Genomic DNA, 15449 nt, shown 5'->3' on the forward strand with positions numbered 1-15449 from the left:
AGGGGGCGGATGCCGACGCATCCGCCCCCTCTCGGGCGTGCATTCCCCTCAGACCCGGGACGGTTCGCGCTCAGCCGCGCTGGTGCCGAGGCTCTGCACCGGCTCCTCCGCTGCGGCCGTCGTGACGACCTCCACGCGGGACCGGCGCTCGGTGCGACGCGCTTCGCGGGCGGCCCGAGCCTTCGGGCGGCCGTGCGTGTAGTAGATCGGCAGGCCGACGAAGAGCAGCCCTCCGACGAGGTTCCCCACGACCGTCGGCAGCTCGTTCCAGACGAGGTAATCCCAGACGGTGAAGTCGGCGCCCATCAGGAGTCCGGAGGGGAACAGGAACATGTTCACGATCGAGTGCTCGAAGCCCATGTAGAAGAACAGCATGATCGGCAGCCACATCGCGACGATCTTGCCGATCGTGCTGTCCGACACCATCGCCAGGACCACGCCCGTGGAAACCATCCAGTTGCACAGCACACCGCGGATGAAGAGCGTCAGCATGCCTGCGGCGCCGTGATCCGCGTATCCGACCGTGCGCCCGTGGCCGATCTCACTGATGGCCTCGCCCACGGCACTGGGCGCGGTCGAGAACCCGTAGGTGAAGTACACGGCCATCAGGATCGCGACCAGGAAGGCACCGCCGAAGTTGCCGAGGAAGACGAGCCCCCAGTTGCGCATCAGTGCGCCGAACGTGGCACCGGGGCGGCGGTCGAGCACAGCGAGCGGTCCGAGGGTGAACACGCCGGTGAGCAGGTCGTAACCGAGCAGATACAGCATCACGAACCCGACCGGGAACAGGACGGCGCCCAGCAACGGCTGACCGGTCTGTGTCGAGACCGTGACCGCGAAGGCAGCCGCGATCGTGAGGAGTGCCGCGCCCATGAAGGCGCGGATCAGGGTGTCGCGGGTGGACAGTTGCAGCTTGTAGGCGCCGGCATCCACCATGCGTGTGGCGAGTTCGGCGGGCTTGATGTAGGACACAGGACCTCCACGGGGACGGGAGCACGGATGCTCGACTGACTCGAGCATGCGGGAGCCTCGTTTCCGCGGGCCGCACCGGACGTTACGTCTGTGGTGCGAATCTCTCACTTCCCCTCCAGCGAGGTGTGAGATGCGCGGTCGTTATCCATCCGTGATGCGATCGTTCGCGGCGTGAAACACCTCGCGTGACATCCGGGAAACACAGTCCGCATAGCGTCAGCGCTACGGCACGATCGCCGCCGACAGGAGCTGTACCGATGAATCATCCGCTCGCCACCGAGATCGTCGTCGTCGGTGCGGGGATGGCCGCGCAGCGCTTCGTCGAACAGCTCATGCAGCGGGCGGGCGACGACGTGCGGGTCACGGTGATCGGCGATGAGGGCCGCCGACCGTACGACCGCACCCGCCTTCGAGAGCTGTTCCTCGGCGGGTCGGCCGACGATCTCCCGTTGCCCTTCGACGCGTTCGAGGATGACCGCGTCGAGTTGGTCGTCGACGATCGCGTGCTGCACATCGACCGGCGGGCGAAGACCGTGCGCACCCGTTCCCGTCGCCTGCATCGCTACGACACGCTGGTGCTCGCGACCGGGGCCTCGGCCGGTCGGGTGGTGGTCGAGGGTGCGGGACTACCCGGTTGCTTCTCGTATCGCACCGTCGAGGATGCCGAGGCGCTCCGTGCGTTCGTGGGCGCACGCGCGTCGGAGCTCGAACGTGATCTGCGCGGGGTGGTCGTCGGCGGAGGCCCCATCGGGCTCGAGGCTGCCGGGGCCTTGCAGGCGATCGGGGTCGATGCCACGGTGGTGCAGTACGCGGATCGGCTGATGGAGGCGCAGCTCGACGGCACCGCGGGAAGCATCGTGAAGCGCCATCTGCAGGCGCGGGGGATCGCGGTGCGCACCGGGACGCGCGTGACACGGCTCGACCCGGACGAATCCGGCGTCGTCACGGCGATCGAGTTCCAGGACGGCTCCTTCCAGCGTGTGGACGTCGTCGTGTTCACGGTCGGGCTGCGCGCGCGCGACGAGCTCGCACGCAATGCCGGGATCGCGGTTCATCCCTACGGAGGCATCGTCATCGACGACGCCTGCCGGACGTCGGATCCGGCGGTGCTGGCAATCGGAGAGGTCGCCAGCCTCGACGGGCGCCGCTTCGGTCTGGTCGCTCCGGCCCGCGAGATGGCCGATGTGGCGGTGCGGCGCATCCTCGGCCACGAAGCGAGGTTCGCCGGGTTCGATGAATCCGCTGCCATCACCCTGGCGGGTGTCGATGTGGCGAGCTTCGGGGACGCGCTCGCACGGACGCCGGACGCGGTCGACGTGCTCTACGCGGATCCCGTCGCCGGGGTGTACCGGAAACTGGTGCTGGCAGGTGATGCGCACACGCTGCTCGGGGGGATCCTGGTCGGCGACGCTTCGGCGTACCCGGCTCTGCACACCCTCGTCGGCGCCCGGCTCGAAGCGGACCCGTCGTCCTACGTGCTGCCGAGCCGCGGTTAGCGAGAGCGGTCGGCCCGGGGAGCTACTCGGCGGGGCTCTCGGAGGGGAGCGGTGCCGGGCTCTCCGTGGGCGCGTCGGTGGGAGCAGTCGTCGGCTCGACGGTCGGCGTCGGAGTCGGCTCGGGTGCGGTCACCTGCGCGTGCACGACCTGACTGCCGATCGCGGCGACGACGATGAGGCCGCCGACGATCGCGGCGATCGTGTTGTCCCGGACGCGGCGCCGGATCTGCCCCTCGTGCCATTGGGTACGCGCGGTGTGCAGTCGTGCGCGCTCTGCCGCGGTGCGTGACTGTGAGTTCTTGGAACCGCGTGCGGCCATGCCCTGGATCTCCCGTTCCGACGCCGGTACGCAGCGTCGCCTGAGAGCCTACCGGGAGCTGCCCGATCGCCCGAAGTGTCGGGGGCCGCCGGTAGCCTGGAGGGATGACGTCCCCTGCCGCGCTGCTCTCCGGGCAGACGCCTCTCGCCGTGCGCATGCGCCCGATCTCGCTCGACGAGGTCGCGGGGCAGCGGCACCTGTTGCGTGCAGGGTCTCCCATCGTCGCCCTCGCCGATCCGGAGGCGACTTCGCCCGGAGCGGTCTCGATCATCCTCTGGGGGCCGCCGGGCACCGGAAAGACCACGCTTGCGCAGGCGATCGCGCGCTCGTCCGGGCGCCGCTTCGTCGAGCTGTCCGCCATCACCGCCGGCGTCAAAGACGTGCGCGAGGTGATGCAGGAGGCGATCACGCAGCGCGACCTCTACGGTCAGACCACGATCCTCTTCCTCGATGAGATCCACCGATTCACGAAGGCGCAGCAAGACGCTCTGCTGCCCGGCGTCGAGAACGGGTGGGTGATCCTGATCGCCGCGACCACCGAGAACCCCTCGTTCTCGGTGATCTCTCCGCTGCTGTCCCGTTCCCTGCTGCTCACGCTCCAGCCGCTCACCGACGATGACATCGGTGTACTCGTGGATCGTGCCGTCGTCGACGCACGGGGGCTGAACGGGGCCGTGGCGCTGAGCGCCGAAGCTCGCGCCGCACTGATCCGGCTCGCCTCGGGGGACGCCAGGCGCGCGCTGACGGGTCTCGAGGCCGGTGCTGCGGTCGCCCTCTCGCACGCATCCTCCGCGGAGGCTGGCTCCGACGAAGGCGAGGACAGCGGATCGGCCGAGGCGGACGCCGCTGCGGCAGTACCGGAGGTCTCCGCCGACGACGTCGCCCAGGCCGTCGACAAGGCGCTTCTGCGCTACGACCGGCAGGGCGACGAGCACTACGACGTCATCAGTGCGTTCATCAAGTCGATCAGAGGGTCCGACCCCGATGCGGCGCTGCACTACCTCGCGCGCATGATCGAGGCGGGGGAGGACCCGCGGTTCATCGCCCGGCGCCTGGTGATCTCCGCGTCGGAAGACGTCGGTCTGGCCGACCCTCAGGGTCTCGTCATCGCGGTCGCCGCTGCCGACGCGGTCGCGTTCATCGGCATGCCGGAGGGACGCATCCCGCTTGCCGAGGCGACCGTGTACCTCGCCACCACCGCGAAATCCAACGCCGCCTATGTGGGAATCGATGCCGCGATCGCCGACATCCGCTCCGGAGGTTTCGGACGTGTGCCGCTGCACCTGCGCGACGCGCACTATCCGGGCGCCAAGCGCCTCGGGCACGGGCGCGGTTACGTCTACTCGCACGACAGCGAGTACGGCGTGGTGGCGCAGCAGTATCTGCCCGACGAGCTCGACGGTAAGCACTACTACGAGCCGAAGAACCTGGGTGCCGAGCGCGACATCGGTTCGCGACTGGAGCGCATCCGCCGCATCCTCGGCGACCGGTGACCCGCGCGATCAGGCGCGGAGCCGCGATCTGTTAGACTTGAGCGGCTCGAAACCGTGTTTTCGGGCATCTCCTCGTTCACACCACACCTTGCTGGCGCCCCGGCGTGCGCTCCAAGGCAGAACGCGGACGATACGTCCGTGAGTCGTGAAAGTCGCGACCACGTCATCGGAAGGACAGCTTCGTGACTACGAAGTCCCAGGACCGCCGCAAGGTGCGTCTGAGCCGTGCCCTCGGCATCCCGCTCACCCCGAAGGCCGCCCGCTACCTCGAGAAGCGTCCCTACGCTCCGGGTGAGCACGGCCGCACCAAGCGCAAGGCAGACAGCGACTACGCCGTCCGTCTGCGTGAGAAGCAGCGTCTGCGCGAGCAGTACGGCATCCGCGAGAAGCAGATGCGCAACACGTTCAACGAGGCTCGTCGCCACGACGGTCTGACCGGTGAGAACCTGGTCGAGCTCCTCGAGATGCGTCTCGACGCTCTCGTGGTGCGTTCGGGCTTCGCCCGCACCACCGCACAGGCTCGCCAGCTCGTCGTGCACCGTCACATCCTCGTCGACGGCCAGCTCGTCGACCGCCCGTCGTTCCGCGTGAAGCCGGGTCAGCTCATCCACGTCAAGCCCAAGAGCGAGGGCACCGAGCCCTTCCAGGTGGCAGCAGCCGGCGGTCACGCCGAGGTTCTGCCGCCCGTTCCCGGCTACCTCGAGGTCGAGCTCGACAAGCTCCAGTCGCGTCTGGTTCGTCGTCCGAAGCGCGCCGAGGTCCCCGTGACCTGTGAAGTGCAGCTCGTCGTCGAGTACTACGCAGCACGCTGAGCATCGCTCACGCTGTTCTCTGAGAGCAGCAGCGCAAGAGGCGTCGGGGTGACCCGACGCCTCTTGTCGTTTCGGCATACGATGGTGACACCGCGCCTTCGCGGATCAAGGGCAAGGATGACGACATGAAGAACGTGCAATGGTTCCTGGTCGGTGTGATCGGCGGCTTCGTCGCGGCTCACTTCATGAACAAGGACCCGCGCGGTCACGACATCCTCGCCGAGGTCGACGCCAGGATCAACGGATTCACCGCTCTCATCGGCGACGCCTACCGCGAGCAGGAGGCACGGCTCACGGAGCCGGGCGACAACTGAACCACCGCAGCAGCGCCACGGCGCGGCATCTTCACGCAAGGACACCCGGCACTCTATGAAAACTGCGGAGATCGCGCAGCGTTACCTCGACTTCTTCGAGAAGAACGACCACCTCATCGTCCCCTCGGCCTCCCTCGTCAGCGACGATCCGTCGCTGCTGTTCACGGTGGCCGGGATGGTGCCGATGATCCCGTACCTCACGGGCGTCGTCCCCGCCCCGCATCCGCGCATCGCCGATGTGCAGAAGTGCATCCGCACGAACGACATCGAAGAGGTCGGTCGCACCGCGCGTCACGGCACGTTCTTCCAGATGCTCGGCAACTGGTCGTTCGGCGACTACTTCAAAGAAGGCGCGATCCGCTACGCCTGGGAGCTGCTGACGAGCTCCGAGTCCGACGGCGGTCTCGGTTTCGATGAGAAGGACCTCTGGGTCACCGTCTACGAGACCGACGACGAGGCCGAGGCGATCTGGCGCGACATCATCGGGCTGAAGCCCGAGCGTATCCAGCGTCTCGGACGCGCGGACAACTACTGGAACACCGGACAGCCCGGCCCCGGTGGCCCCGACTCCGAGATCTTCTTCGATCGCGGTCCGGCCTACGGCAAGGACGGCGGCCCGGCCGTCGACGACTCGCGGTTCCTGGAGATCTGGAACCTCGTGTTCATGCAGGACCTCCTCGAGAACATCCGCAGCAAGACGGAGTTCGACATCATCGGCGAACTGCCGATGAAGAACATCGACACGGGCATGGGCCTCGAGCGCGTCGCGTTCCTCAAGCAGGGCGTCGAGAACATGTACGAGTCCGACCAGGTGCGTCCGGTGCTGGACCGCGCCGTCGAGCTCTCCGGGCGCCCCTACGGCGTGCAGCACGAGGACGACGTGCGCTTCCGCGTCGTCGCCGACCACGTGCGCTCCTCTCTCATGCTCCTCTCCGACGGGGTTCGTCCCTCCAACGAGGGACGCGGGTACATCCTCCGCCGCCTCATGCGCCGCACCGTTCGCTCCATGCGTCTACTCGGCGTCGACGAGCCGGTGTTCCCCGAGCTGTTCGCCGCATCGCGCGACGTGATGAAGACCACATACCCGGAGCTCGAGAAGGACTGGTCTGTGCTCTCGGCGTCGGCCTTCGCGGAGGAGGAGACCTTCCGTCGCACGCTCGTCGCCGGTTCGACGATCCTCGACCTCGCTCTGGACGAGACCAAGAAGGGCGGCGGCAAGACCCTCAGTGGTCCCGAGGCCTTCCTGCTGCACGACACCTACGGCTTCCCGATCGATCTCACCCTCGAGGTTGCCGAAGAGGCCGGGCTCGAGGTCGACCGCACCGCGTTCGACACGCTCATGCAGGAGCAGCGCCAGCGCGCCAAGGACGACGCTCGCAATCGCAAGCGTCAGCTCGCCGACGTCTCGGTGTACCGCGACCTGCGCGCCCTGGGCGAGACCGGCTTCGACGGATACACGGCGCTCGAGGTCGAGTCGCGTGTCATCGGGCTGCTCGTCGACGGGGTTCCGGTGCGCAGCGCCGCCGAGGGGCAGATCGCCGAGGTCGTGCTCAGCGAGACCACGCTGTATGCGGAGTCGGGCGGTCAGGTCGCCGACAAGGGCACGATCGTCGGACCGGGCTACGAGCTCGAGGTCCTCGATGTGCAGAAGCCCGTTCCCGGTCTCATCAGCCACACCGTCGAGGTCGCCCGCGGAAGCGTCGCGGTCGACGACGTCGCCACGACAGTCGTGGACGCCGCCAACCGTCGCGCGGCACGCCAGGCGCACTCGGCGACGCACCTCGTGCATGCCGCTCTCCGGGACACGCTCGGACCGACCGCCACGCAGGCGGGGTCGTTGAACCGCGCGGGTTACATGCGATTCGACTTCTCGTGGTCGCAGGCGCTCTCCGCGGACACGCGCAGCGAGATCGAGGAGATCACCAACCGCGCCGTGCAGGACGCCCTCGAGGTGACCACGCGCATCGTCTCCCTCGACGAGGCGAAGGAAGCCGGCGCCATGGCGCTGTTCGGCGAGAAGTACGGCGACGTCGTGCGCATGGTCGACATCGGCGGGCCCTGGTCGCGTGAGCTGTGCGCCGGTACACACGTGGGCACGAGTGCCGAGATCGGTCTGGTCAGCCTCGTCGGAGAGTCGTCCGTCGGCGCATCCAACCGCCGTATCGAGGCCCTCGTCGGCGCCGATGCCTTCCGCGAGCTCGCAGCCGAGCGGGCGATCGTCTCGCAGCTCACCAGCTCGCTGAAGACGCCCCGTGAGCAGTTGCCCGAGCGGATCGCCGATCTCACGGCGAGCCTGAAGGCCGCGGAGAAGCGCATCGCGCAGTTCGAGTCCAAAGAGCGCGCGGGGCAGATCCCGGCGATCGTGGAGGCCGCGAAGCGCGTCGGTGCCTTCCGACTGGCAGCACTCAACCTCGGCGATGTGGCATCTGCCGATGATGTGCGCGACCTCGTCAACGGCGTGCGCGATCGGCTCGGCTCCGATGCGGCGGTCGTCGCCCTGGGGGCGGTCGTCAACGGCCGCCCGGTCGTGGTCGTGGCGACGAACGATGCTGCTCGATCCGCCGGCGCGAAGGCGGGTGCGCTCGCGAAGCGCGCCGCCGGTGTACTCGGCGGCGGTGGCGGAGGACGCGATGATGTCGCGCAGGGCGGCGGCGCGGACGCCGAGGCTCTTCCCGCGGCTCTCGAGGCCATCTCGCAGGAGCTGCACGGCGCGTGAGCGGCTTCCGCCGCGGTGTGCGGCTCGGCATCGACGTGGGTCGGGCGAGGGTCGGTGTCGCCCGCTGCGACCCGGACGGCATGCTCGCCGTGCCTGTCGAGACGGTCCCGCGGGACGAGGCGTCGATCGATCGCCTCGTCCAGCTCGCGGGGGAGTACGAGCCTCTGGAGTTCGTGGTCGGACTGCCGGTGAACATGCGGGGCGCCGATACGCCGTCGACAACGGACGCACGGGAGTTCGCGGCGGCTCTCCAGCTGCGCAGTGGCATCGTCGTGCGGCTCATCGACGAGCGTCTGAGCACCGTTTCCGCGCACGCCGCCCTGCGCAGTTCCGGGAGATCTCAGAAGAAGTCTCGTAGCATTGTGGATCAGGTCGCCGCCGTGGTGCTTCTGCAGCAGGCGATCGATATGGAGAAGAGCACCGGAAACCCGGCCGGTGCGGCCATCTCGCCTGACGAGGAGCACGCCTGACGATGTCCGAACGCGACAACGAAACGCCGCGGCATGACGCAGACTCCCGCCTGGGGGAGCTGTTCGAGAACCTTCCGGAGCCGACCACGCAGATTCCGACGGTCGACAACAGTGCGCCCGCTCCGGGTTCGCGTCGTGCGGCTCGTGAAGCCGCCTCGGGGGATGCCACGGCGCCCACGAACGGCGCATCGGGTGACCATCTGCAGCCATCGCCCGTGCCGGTCCGTGCGTCCGCCGACGAGGCGGCCGCGGCGAACCGCGAGTCCCCGTCGCCGACCCCTGTGCGCGACTCGGCCGACTCCGTGGACGCGGGCGATACGCCGACGCGAGCCGTTCCCGTGACCCGGCCGCCGGCAGCATCCGCGGCGCCGGCCGCGGCGCCGGAGCCCGTGATCGGCGGCGGGCTCGACGATCTCTTCGCCCCGCACGACGATCACGTCGACGCCACGCCGAAGAAGAAGCGTCGCAAGGGATGCCTGATCGCGCTGATCATCGTCCTCGCAATCGTCGGCGGGCTCGCGGGAGCCGGCGTCTGGGTGGCGAACACCTACGGTGACAGGATCAGCGAGGCCATGGGCTGGGGGCCGTCGAAGGACTGGGAACCAGGGCAGGCGACCGGCGAAGCACTGGTCACGATCAAGGAAGGCGACACCGGCGGGCCGGTCTCGATCGCTCTCCACGAAGCGGGCGTCACGAAGACCGAGGATGTGTTCTACGACTACTTGGTCGATGAGGGCATCAACCCGACGTTCTACCCCGGTGTGTACCGCCTGCAGCAGAAGATGACGGCCGAGGCTGCTCTCGCCGCTCTCGAGGATGAGGCCAACAAGCTCGAGAACACGGTGTCGGTCGGCGAGGGCGCGACGATCGTCTCGTCGCTGCCCGGCATGGCCGAGACTCTCGGCCTCCCGCTCGCCGACTTCGAGGCGGCCGTCAAGGACCCGTCGCAGTACGGCGTCGACGCGCGTAGCCTCGAAGGCTGGCTGTTCCCGGCCGTGTACACCTTCGACCCTGAGGTCACCCCGACGCAGGTCATCCAGCGGATGGTCGACCGCACCCGCCAAGCGCTCGATGAGGCAGGAGTGCCGCCCGAAGACGCGCAGCGCGTGCTGACGATCGCCTCGATCATCCAGCGTGAAGGCCGACTGGACGACTTCGCGAAGGTGTCGCGAGTCATCCAGAACCGTCTGGATATCGACATGCTGCTGCAGATGGACTCGACAGCCCAGTACGGTTATGGATCGCTGCACGAGGGTGTCGTCTCGAGCTCCAAGGAGGCGCTCGAGAGCGACAACGAGTGGAACACCTATAAGCGCCAAGGACTCCCCGCGACCCCGATCTCGAGCGCGAGCGACGCTGCCATCGATGCCGCCATGCATCCGGCGGACGGTCCCTGGCTGTACTTCGTCACGATCAACCTCGAAACCGGGGAGACGCAGTTCTCCGAGACCATGTCCGAGCACGAACAGGGGATCGAGAAGTGGCGCGCGTGGTGCCGGGAAAACCCCGACGCGGGCTGCTGAGACGGTGACAGGTACCCGTCTGGCGGTCTGGGGCGACCCGATCGCGCACTCCAAGTCACCGGACCTGCACGCCGCGGCCTACCGCGTGCTGGGCATGGACTGGGAGTACGGGCGCCGTCAGGTCACCGCCGACGGATTCGCGGGGGCGCTCCGAGGACTCGACGACTCCTGGCGCGGTCTCTCGCTGACCATGCCGTTGAAGGAGGAGGCGTTTCGCGCCGCTGAGACGAGGGACGCCCACGCCGAGCTCACCGGCGCCGTCAACACTCTGCTGCTCGGGGACGCACCCGCGGGTTTCAACACCGACGTCGGAGGGATCGTCGACGCACTGGCCGAGGCCGGGGTGACCGAGGCGGGAACGGTCCGCATCCTCGGGGCCGGCGCCACGGCTGCCTCCGCGCTCGTGGCGGCGTCGGAGCTGGGTGCGACCCGGGTGGTCGTGCATGCCCGACGACCCGAACGAGCGGCGGGGCTGGTGGCGCTCGGAGCGCGCATCGACGTCGTGGTGGAGGCGCAGCCGCTCGATGGGCCGACCGCGTCCGCCGACCTCACGATCGCCACGCTGCCGAGTGGGACCGCACTCCCCGTCGACACCTCGACGGCCTTGGCAGCGAGCGGGGGAGCGCTCTTCGACGCCGCGTACGCGCCGTGGCCCTCGGCTCTCGCGGCGCATTGGGGGGATGGCGCGGTGATCTCCGGACTCGGCATGCTGCTGCACCAGGCCGTGCGTCAGATCCGCATCTTCCATCACGGTGACCCCCGCATCGAGCTACCGGATGAGGACTCGGTCGTTGCCGCCATGCGCGCCGCGCTCTGACCCGACTCGCAGGACGAAACGCGGCGCAGCGGGGGTCCGAACCCGTGGGAGACTGGAGCAATGCTCCGCGTGCTCACGGCCGGCGAATCCCACGGCCCAGAACTCATCGCCGTCATGGAGGGTCTGCCCTCCGGCGTCCCTGTCTCCTCCGAGGCCATCCAGGCCGATCTCGCCCGTCGAAAGCTGGGCTACGGCCGCGGCTCGCGCATGAAGTTCGAGCAGGATGAGCTGACCCTCTCGGGCGGCGTCCGCCACGGAAAGAGCCTGGGCAGCCCGATCGCCCTGCGCATCGGCAACACCGAGTGGCCGAAGTGGATCGAGGTCATGAACCCCGAACCCGTCGAGCTCACCGACAAGTCCCGTGGGCGCAGCGCTCCGCTCACGCGGCCACGCCCGGGGCACGCCGACCTCGTCGGCATGCAGAAGTACGACTTCGACGAGGCGCGTCCGATCCTCGAGCGTGCGAGCGCGCGCGAGACGGCGGCACGCGTCGCTCTCGGCGCCATCGCCCGTTCGTTCCTCGGCGAGCTCGGCATCCGTCTGGTCAGCCACACGCTCTCGATCGGTCCGGTGCAGGTTCCTCCGGGCTCTGCTCTTCCGACGCCGGACGACGTGGACGCCTTGGACGCCGATCCGCTCCGCTGCTTCGACGCCGCGACGTCGGCACTCATGGTCGCCGAGGTCGATGACGCGAAGAAGGACGGCGACACGCTCGGAGGCATCGTCGAGGTGCTGGCGTACGGCCTCCCGCCGGGGCTCGGCTCGCATGTGCACTGGGATCGCCGCTTGGACGCCCGTCTCGCCCAGGCACTGATGAGCATCCAGGCGATCAAGGGCGTCGAGGTGGGCGACGGATTCGAGACCACGCGCCGTCGTGGCTCGGCGGCGCACGACGAGCTGTTCGCGACCGCTGACGGCATCACGCGCGGCTCCGACCGCGCCGGCGGCACCGAGGGCGGTATGTCCACGGGAACCGTCCTGCGCGTGCGTGCCGGCATGAAGCCGATCGCCACGGTGCCGCACGCGCTGCGCACCATCGACATCGCGACCGGCGACGACGCGACCGCCCACCACCAGCGCTCCGACGTGTGCGCGGTTCCCGCGGCGGGTGTGGTCGCCGAGGCCATGGTCGCGGTCGAGCTGGCGAACGCCGTGCTGGAGAAGTTCGGCGGCGACAGCATCCGTGAGACGCGTCGCAACCTCGACGGGTACCTCGACGGCATCCCGGCAGAGCTGCGCACCACACCCGCGTCCGAGGCGGCGCTCATCGCGCATGACGAGCGAGGCTGACCCGCTGACGCTGGTGCTGGTCGGCCCGATGGCCGCCGGCAAGACCAGCGTCGGTCGACGCGTCGCGCGGCGATTGGGAGTCGCCTTCGTCGACACCGACAAGCGCATCGTCGCCGCTCACGGGCCGATCCCCGCCATCTTCGCGGAGCACGGCGAGGCGCACTTCCGAGACCTGGAACGGGCAGCGGTGGCGGACGCGCTCTCCGAGGGCGGCGTGATCTCCCTCGGTGGCGGAGCGGTGACGCAGGCCGACACGCGCGATCTGCTCAAGGATCAACCGGTCGTCTTCCTGACCGTGAGCGTCGATGCGGTGGCCGACCGCCTGCGCGGCAGCAATCGTCCGCTGCTGGCGGGCGAGGAGGATCCGGTCGAGCGCTGGAAGAAGATCTTCGAGGAACGCCGGAGGTGGTACGCCGAGGTCGCCTGGACGACCTTCGACACCTCACGTCGTCCGATGCAGAGGATCGCGGACGACATCGTGACATGGAGGAGAGAGCAGCGATGAGCACGACGACCATCAGCGTCACCGGGAACGATGCCTACGACATCACGATCGGGCGGGGGATCCTCGAGCAGGTCTCCGCTGCCCTCGCGCCGGGTGTGCGCAAGATCCTGGTCGTGCACCCGCCGACGCTCGCGGCGCGCGCGGCCGAGCTGCGCGACCGTCTGCTCGCCGACACCGCCGAGGGGCCGCGCGAAGTGCTTCTCGCCGAGATCCCGGACGCGGAGCAGGGCAAGCGCATCGAAGTGGCCGCATTCTGCTGGCAGGTGATGGGGCAGGCGGACTTCACCCGCAGCGACGCCGTCGTCGGCTACGGCGGGGGAGCGGTGACCGATCTCGCCGGTTTCGTCGCGGCGACTTGGCTGCGCGGTGTGCAGCTGGTCCAGGTACCCACCACCGTGCTCGGACTGGTCGACGCCGCGGTCGGCGGAAAGACGGGCGTCAACACCGCCGAGGGCAAGAACCTCGTCGGCGCGTTCTGGGCGCCCAGCGCCGTGATCGGCGACCTCGACGAGCTCGCCAGTCTCAGCCCGAACGAGGCGACGGCAGGGTTCGCCGAGGTGGTCAAGGCCGGTTTCATCTGGGCACCGGAGATCCTCGACATCATCGAGGCTGACCCCGTCCGCGCGGTGGATACGACCACCGACGAATTCCGTCGTGCGATCGAGCTGGCTATCGGTATGAAGGCGGAGGTGGTCTCCGACGACTTCCGCGAGGCGGGTCTCCGCGAGATCCTGAACTACGGACACACCCTCGGGCACGCGATCGAGCACGCCGAGCGGTACCGCTGGCGGCATGGTGCGGCGATCTCGGTGGGGATGCTGTACGCCGCGGAGCTCTCTCGCCTCGCGGGCCGGCTCTCCGACGACGCGGCCGAACGCCACCGCACCGTCCTCGACTCTTTGGGGCTTCCCACGTCGTACCGCGCCGGAGCGTGGCCGCAACTGCTCGCCACGATGCAGCGCGACAAGAAGAGCCGCGGCGGGATGCTCCGTTTCATCCTGCTCGATGACATCGCCAAGCCCACCGTGCTGCAGGCCCCGGACGAGTCGCTGATGTTCGCCGCCTACCAGGAGGTGGGTGCGTGACCCGCCGCATCCTCCTGGTCAACGGCCCGAACCTGAACCTGCTGGGCACGCGCGAACCCGAGGTCTACGGCACGGCGACGCTCGCTGATGTGGAGCGGATCACCGCCGCCGCCGCCGCCGAGTTCGACTTCGAGGTGCGCGCGGTGCAGAGCAACCACGAGGGCGTCCTGATCGACGCCATCCATGCCGCCCGCGAGGACTGCACGGCCATCGTCATCAACCCCGGCGGCCTCACGCACACCTCCGTGGTGCTGCGGGACGCGCTGACGGGTGTGTCGCTGCCGTTTGCCGAGGTGCACATCTCCGATGTGTACGCGCGCGAGGAGTTCCGCCACCACTCCTACCTGCATGATGTCGCCGTGGTCCGCATCGTCGGACGCGGCGTCGACGGATATGCCGACGCCGTGCGCGAACTGGTCACGCACCTCTGATCGAAACGGAGTCGCCGTCCACCGCGATGGCCATCAGCTGAGCGCCGAAACGGATGACGTTCACGGGGCGTGCGAGGCGGTGCTGCGGGCCTACGTTCTCGTGGGCGGGGCTGATCCACGGCATGGGCCGTGCGGGGGTCCGGCCGCTCATCCCTTAGACTCGACTGTCGGCCTCGTCCGAACCCGCAGACACACGAACGGAACTCGCAGCGCATGGCATCTACCGCAGACATCAAGAACGGCGTCGTCCTCAGCATCGACGGGCAGCTCTGGAGCGTCATCGAGTTCCAGCACGTCAAGCCCGGCAAGGGTGGCGCGTTCGTGCGCACGAAGCTGAAGAACGTCGTCTCCGGCAAGGTCGTCGACCGCACGTACAACGCGGGCGCGAAGATCGAGATCGAGAACGTCGACCGCCGCGACTACACGTACCTGTACACCGACGGCGACGGCTACGTCTTCATGGATCAGACCGACTTCGACCAGATCACGGTCGGCGCCGCCACTGTCGGCGACGCGAAGAACTTCCTTCTCGAGAACCAGGCCGTGACCATCGCCCTGAACAACGGCAACCCGCTGTACATCGACCTCCCGGCATCCGTGATCCTCGAGATCACCTACACCGAGCCGGGCCTGCAGGGCGACCGCTCGTCGGCCGGCACCAAGCCCGCGACGCTCGAGACCGGCTACGAGATCCAGGTGCCGCTGTTCGTCGAGACCGGCACCAAGGTCAAGGTCGACACCCGCACGGGTGACTACCTCGGCCGCGAGAAGTAAGGCGTGAGCGCCCGGACGAAGGCGCGCAAGCGCGCTCTCGACATCCTGTTCTCCGCCGATGTGCGCGGGGATGACATCGCCGTGACGTTGGCGGCCGAGGCGAAGCGTGCGGCCAGCGAGCCTGCACGTGAGGCCTCCTGGCTCTACGCCCGCGAGATCGTCGACGGCATCATCGACCAGCGCGACGAGATCGATGAGCAGATCACGACGCACAGCCGCGACTGGAAGCTCGAGCGGATGCCCGCGGTCGACCGCGCGCTGCTCCGCATCGCGGTGTGGGAGATCCTCTACAACGACGAGGTTCCGACGGCCGTGGCGATCGACGAGGCCGTGGAGCTCGCCAAGGAGTTCTCGACCGACGACTCCGGCGCGTTCGTGCACGGCGTCCTCGCGCGGGTAGCCCGCTCCGCCTGATCGTCCGCCGCGAGGCAC

At 68.7% G+C, this 15449-nt stretch carries 17 protein-coding genes; 14 read left to right on the forward strand and 3 right to left on the reverse strand.

Annotation, left to right across the window (positions count from 1 at the left end):
• Positions 1 to 48: 48 nt before the first annotated feature.
• Positions 49 to 972 carry a formate/nitrite transporter family protein gene (locus ACIOTO_RS15695; RefSeq protein WP_400858522.1) on the reverse strand — a complete coding sequence of 308 codons (924 nt, stop codon included), beginning with the start codon at positions 970 to 972 and terminating at the stop codon, positions 49 to 51.
• A 257-nt stretch (positions 973 to 1229) separates the two neighbouring features.
• Here ACIOTO_RS15695 and ACIOTO_RS15700 point away from each other — a divergent pair, with 257 nt between their 5' ends.
• On the forward strand, positions 1230 to 2468 hold the full coding sequence (locus ACIOTO_RS15700; RefSeq protein ID WP_400858523.1) for an NAD(P)/FAD-dependent oxidoreductase: 1239 nt from the start codon (positions 1230 to 1232) through the stop codon (positions 2466 to 2468).
• A gap of 22 nt (positions 2469 to 2490) precedes the next feature.
• On the opposite strand, the gene ACIOTO_RS15705 is transcribed toward ACIOTO_RS15700, so the two are convergent.
• On the reverse strand, positions 2491 to 2787 hold the full coding sequence (locus ACIOTO_RS15705) for a hypothetical protein (RefSeq protein ID WP_400858524.1): 297 nt from the start codon (positions 2785 to 2787) through the stop codon (positions 2491 to 2493).
• A 104-nt stretch (positions 2788 to 2891) separates the two neighbouring features.
• On the opposite strand from ACIOTO_RS15705, the gene ACIOTO_RS15710 reads away from it, so the two are divergent.
• The 11 genes from ACIOTO_RS15710 to aroQ all read left to right on the forward strand — a co-directional run bounded on the left by ACIOTO_RS15710 (position 2892) and on the right by aroQ (position 14243).
• The gene (locus ACIOTO_RS15710) at positions 2892 to 4280 is read left to right on the forward strand and encodes a replication-associated recombination protein A (RefSeq protein WP_105709965.1); all 1389 of its coding nucleotides are present in this window, start codon (positions 2892 to 2894) and stop codon (positions 4278 to 4280) included.
• Between the two features lie 182 nt (positions 4281 to 4462).
• Positions 4463 to 5092 (forward strand): 30S ribosomal protein S4, encoded by a 630-nt coding sequence (rpsD, locus tag ACIOTO_RS15715; protein ID WP_029263334.1) that lies wholly within the window; start codon positions 4463 to 4465, stop codon positions 5090 to 5092.
• Positions 5093 to 5217: 125 nt separating this feature from the next.
• Positions 5218 to 5406, forward strand: a complete 189-nt coding sequence (locus tag ACIOTO_RS15720) for a hypothetical protein (RefSeq protein WP_029263335.1) — start codon at positions 5218 to 5220, stop codon at positions 5404 to 5406.
• Positions 5407 to 5461: 55 nt separating this feature from the next.
• A complete protein-coding gene (alaS, locus tag ACIOTO_RS15725) occupies positions 5462 to 8122 on the forward strand; it encodes an alanine--tRNA ligase (protein ID WP_400858525.1) in 2661 nt (886 codons plus the stop codon).
• Positions 8119 to 8592: a Holliday junction resolvase RuvX gene (ruvX, locus tag ACIOTO_RS15730; protein WP_105709963.1), complete on the forward strand. Its 474-nt coding sequence runs from the start codon at positions 8119 to 8121 to the stop codon at positions 8590 to 8592. The genes alaS and ruvX overlap by 4 nt, the downstream gene beginning before the upstream one ends.
• 2 nt (positions 8593 to 8594) lie before the next feature.
• Complete coding sequence (mltG, locus tag ACIOTO_RS15735; protein WP_400858526.1) at positions 8595 to 10115, forward strand: endolytic transglycosylase MltG; 1521 nt, start codon at positions 8595 to 8597, stop codon at positions 10113 to 10115.
• A 4-nt stretch (positions 10116 to 10119) separates the two neighbouring features.
• Complete coding sequence (locus ACIOTO_RS15740; RefSeq protein WP_400858527.1) at positions 10120 to 10932, forward strand: shikimate dehydrogenase family protein; 813 nt, start codon at positions 10120 to 10122, stop codon at positions 10930 to 10932.
• Positions 10933 to 10992: 60 nt separating this feature from the next.
• Positions 10993 to 12222, forward strand: coding sequence for a chorismate synthase (gene aroC / locus ACIOTO_RS15745; RefSeq protein WP_105709960.1), 1230 nt, complete (start codon positions 10993 to 10995; stop codon positions 12220 to 12222).
• Positions 12206 to 12727 (forward strand): shikimate kinase, encoded by a 522-nt coding sequence (locus ACIOTO_RS15750; protein ID WP_400858528.1) that lies wholly within the window; start codon positions 12206 to 12208, stop codon positions 12725 to 12727. Before aroC ends, ACIOTO_RS15750 begins: the two co-directional genes overlap by 17 nt.
• Positions 12724 to 13812, forward strand: coding sequence for a 3-dehydroquinate synthase (aroB, locus tag ACIOTO_RS15755; RefSeq protein WP_400858529.1), 1089 nt, complete (start codon positions 12724 to 12726; stop codon positions 13810 to 13812). The genes ACIOTO_RS15750 and aroB overlap by 4 nt, the downstream gene beginning before the upstream one ends.
• On the forward strand, positions 13809 to 14243 hold the full coding sequence (gene aroQ, locus ACIOTO_RS15760) for a type II 3-dehydroquinate dehydratase (RefSeq protein ID WP_029263343.1): 435 nt from the start codon (positions 13809 to 13811) through the stop codon (positions 14241 to 14243). Before aroB ends, aroQ begins: the two co-directional genes overlap by 4 nt.
• Here the strand turns inward: aroQ and ACIOTO_RS15765 are convergent.
• Complete coding sequence (locus ACIOTO_RS15765) at positions 14230 to 14394, reverse strand: hypothetical protein (RefSeq protein WP_400858530.1); 165 nt, start codon at positions 14392 to 14394, stop codon at positions 14230 to 14232. The two genes, aroQ and ACIOTO_RS15765, sit on opposite strands and share 14 nt — an antisense overlap.
• Before the next feature lie 62 nt (positions 14395 to 14456).
• Here ACIOTO_RS15765 and efp point away from each other — a divergent pair, with 62 nt between their 5' ends.
• Together efp and nusB are read left to right on the forward strand one after the other, a co-directional pair.
• Positions 14457 to 15017 (forward strand): elongation factor P, encoded by a 561-nt coding sequence (efp, locus tag ACIOTO_RS15770; protein WP_029263344.1) that lies wholly within the window; start codon positions 14457 to 14459, stop codon positions 15015 to 15017.
• A gap of 3 nt (positions 15018 to 15020) precedes the next feature.
• Positions 15021 to 15431 carry a transcription antitermination factor NusB gene (nusB, locus tag ACIOTO_RS15775; protein ID WP_029263345.1) on the forward strand — a complete coding sequence of 137 codons (411 nt, stop codon included), beginning with the start codon at positions 15021 to 15023 and terminating at the stop codon, positions 15429 to 15431.
• Positions 15432 to 15449 lie beyond the last annotated feature (18 nt).

This window comes from Microbacterium sp. NPDC087592, assembly GCF_044743585.1.
Classification (GTDB): Bacteria; Actinomycetota; Actinomycetes; order Actinomycetales; family Microbacteriaceae; genus Microbacterium.

Coding starts and splice junctions, on each gene's coding strand:
- ACIOTO_RS15700 (WP_400858523.1), top strand. CDS start 1,230: ATGAATCATCCGCTCGCCACCGAGATCGTCGTCGTCGGTGCGGGGATG.
- ACIOTO_RS15705 (WP_400858524.1), bottom strand. CDS start 2,787: ATGGCCGCACGCGGTTCCAAGAACTCACAGTCACGCACCGCGGCAGAG.
- ACIOTO_RS15710 (WP_105709965.1), top strand. CDS start 2,892: ATGACGTCCCCTGCCGCGCTGCTCTCCGGGCAGACGCCTCTCGCCGTG.
- ACIOTO_RS15720 (WP_029263335.1), top strand. CDS start 5,218: ATGAAGAACGTGCAATGGTTCCTGGTCGGTGTGATCGGCGGCTTCGTC.
- alaS (WP_400858525.1), top strand. CDS start 5,462: ATGAAAACTGCGGAGATCGCGCAGCGTTACCTCGACTTCTTCGAGAAG.
- mltG (WP_400858526.1), top strand. CDS start 8,595: ATGTCCGAACGCGACAACGAAACGCCGCGGCATGACGCAGACTCCCGC.
- aroC (WP_105709960.1), top strand. CDS start 10,993: ATGCTCCGCGTGCTCACGGCCGGCGAATCCCACGGCCCAGAACTCATC.
- ACIOTO_RS15750 (WP_400858528.1), top strand. CDS start 12,206: ATGACGAGCGAGGCTGACCCGCTGACGCTGGTGCTGGTCGGCCCGATG.
- aroB (WP_400858529.1), top strand. CDS start 12,724: ATGAGCACGACGACCATCAGCGTCACCGGGAACGATGCCTACGACATC.
- ACIOTO_RS15765 (WP_400858530.1), bottom strand. CDS start 14,394: ATGAGCGGCCGGACCCCCGCACGGCCCATGCCGTGGATCAGCCCCGCC.
- efp (WP_029263344.1), top strand. CDS start 14,457: ATGGCATCTACCGCAGACATCAAGAACGGCGTCGTCCTCAGCATCGAC.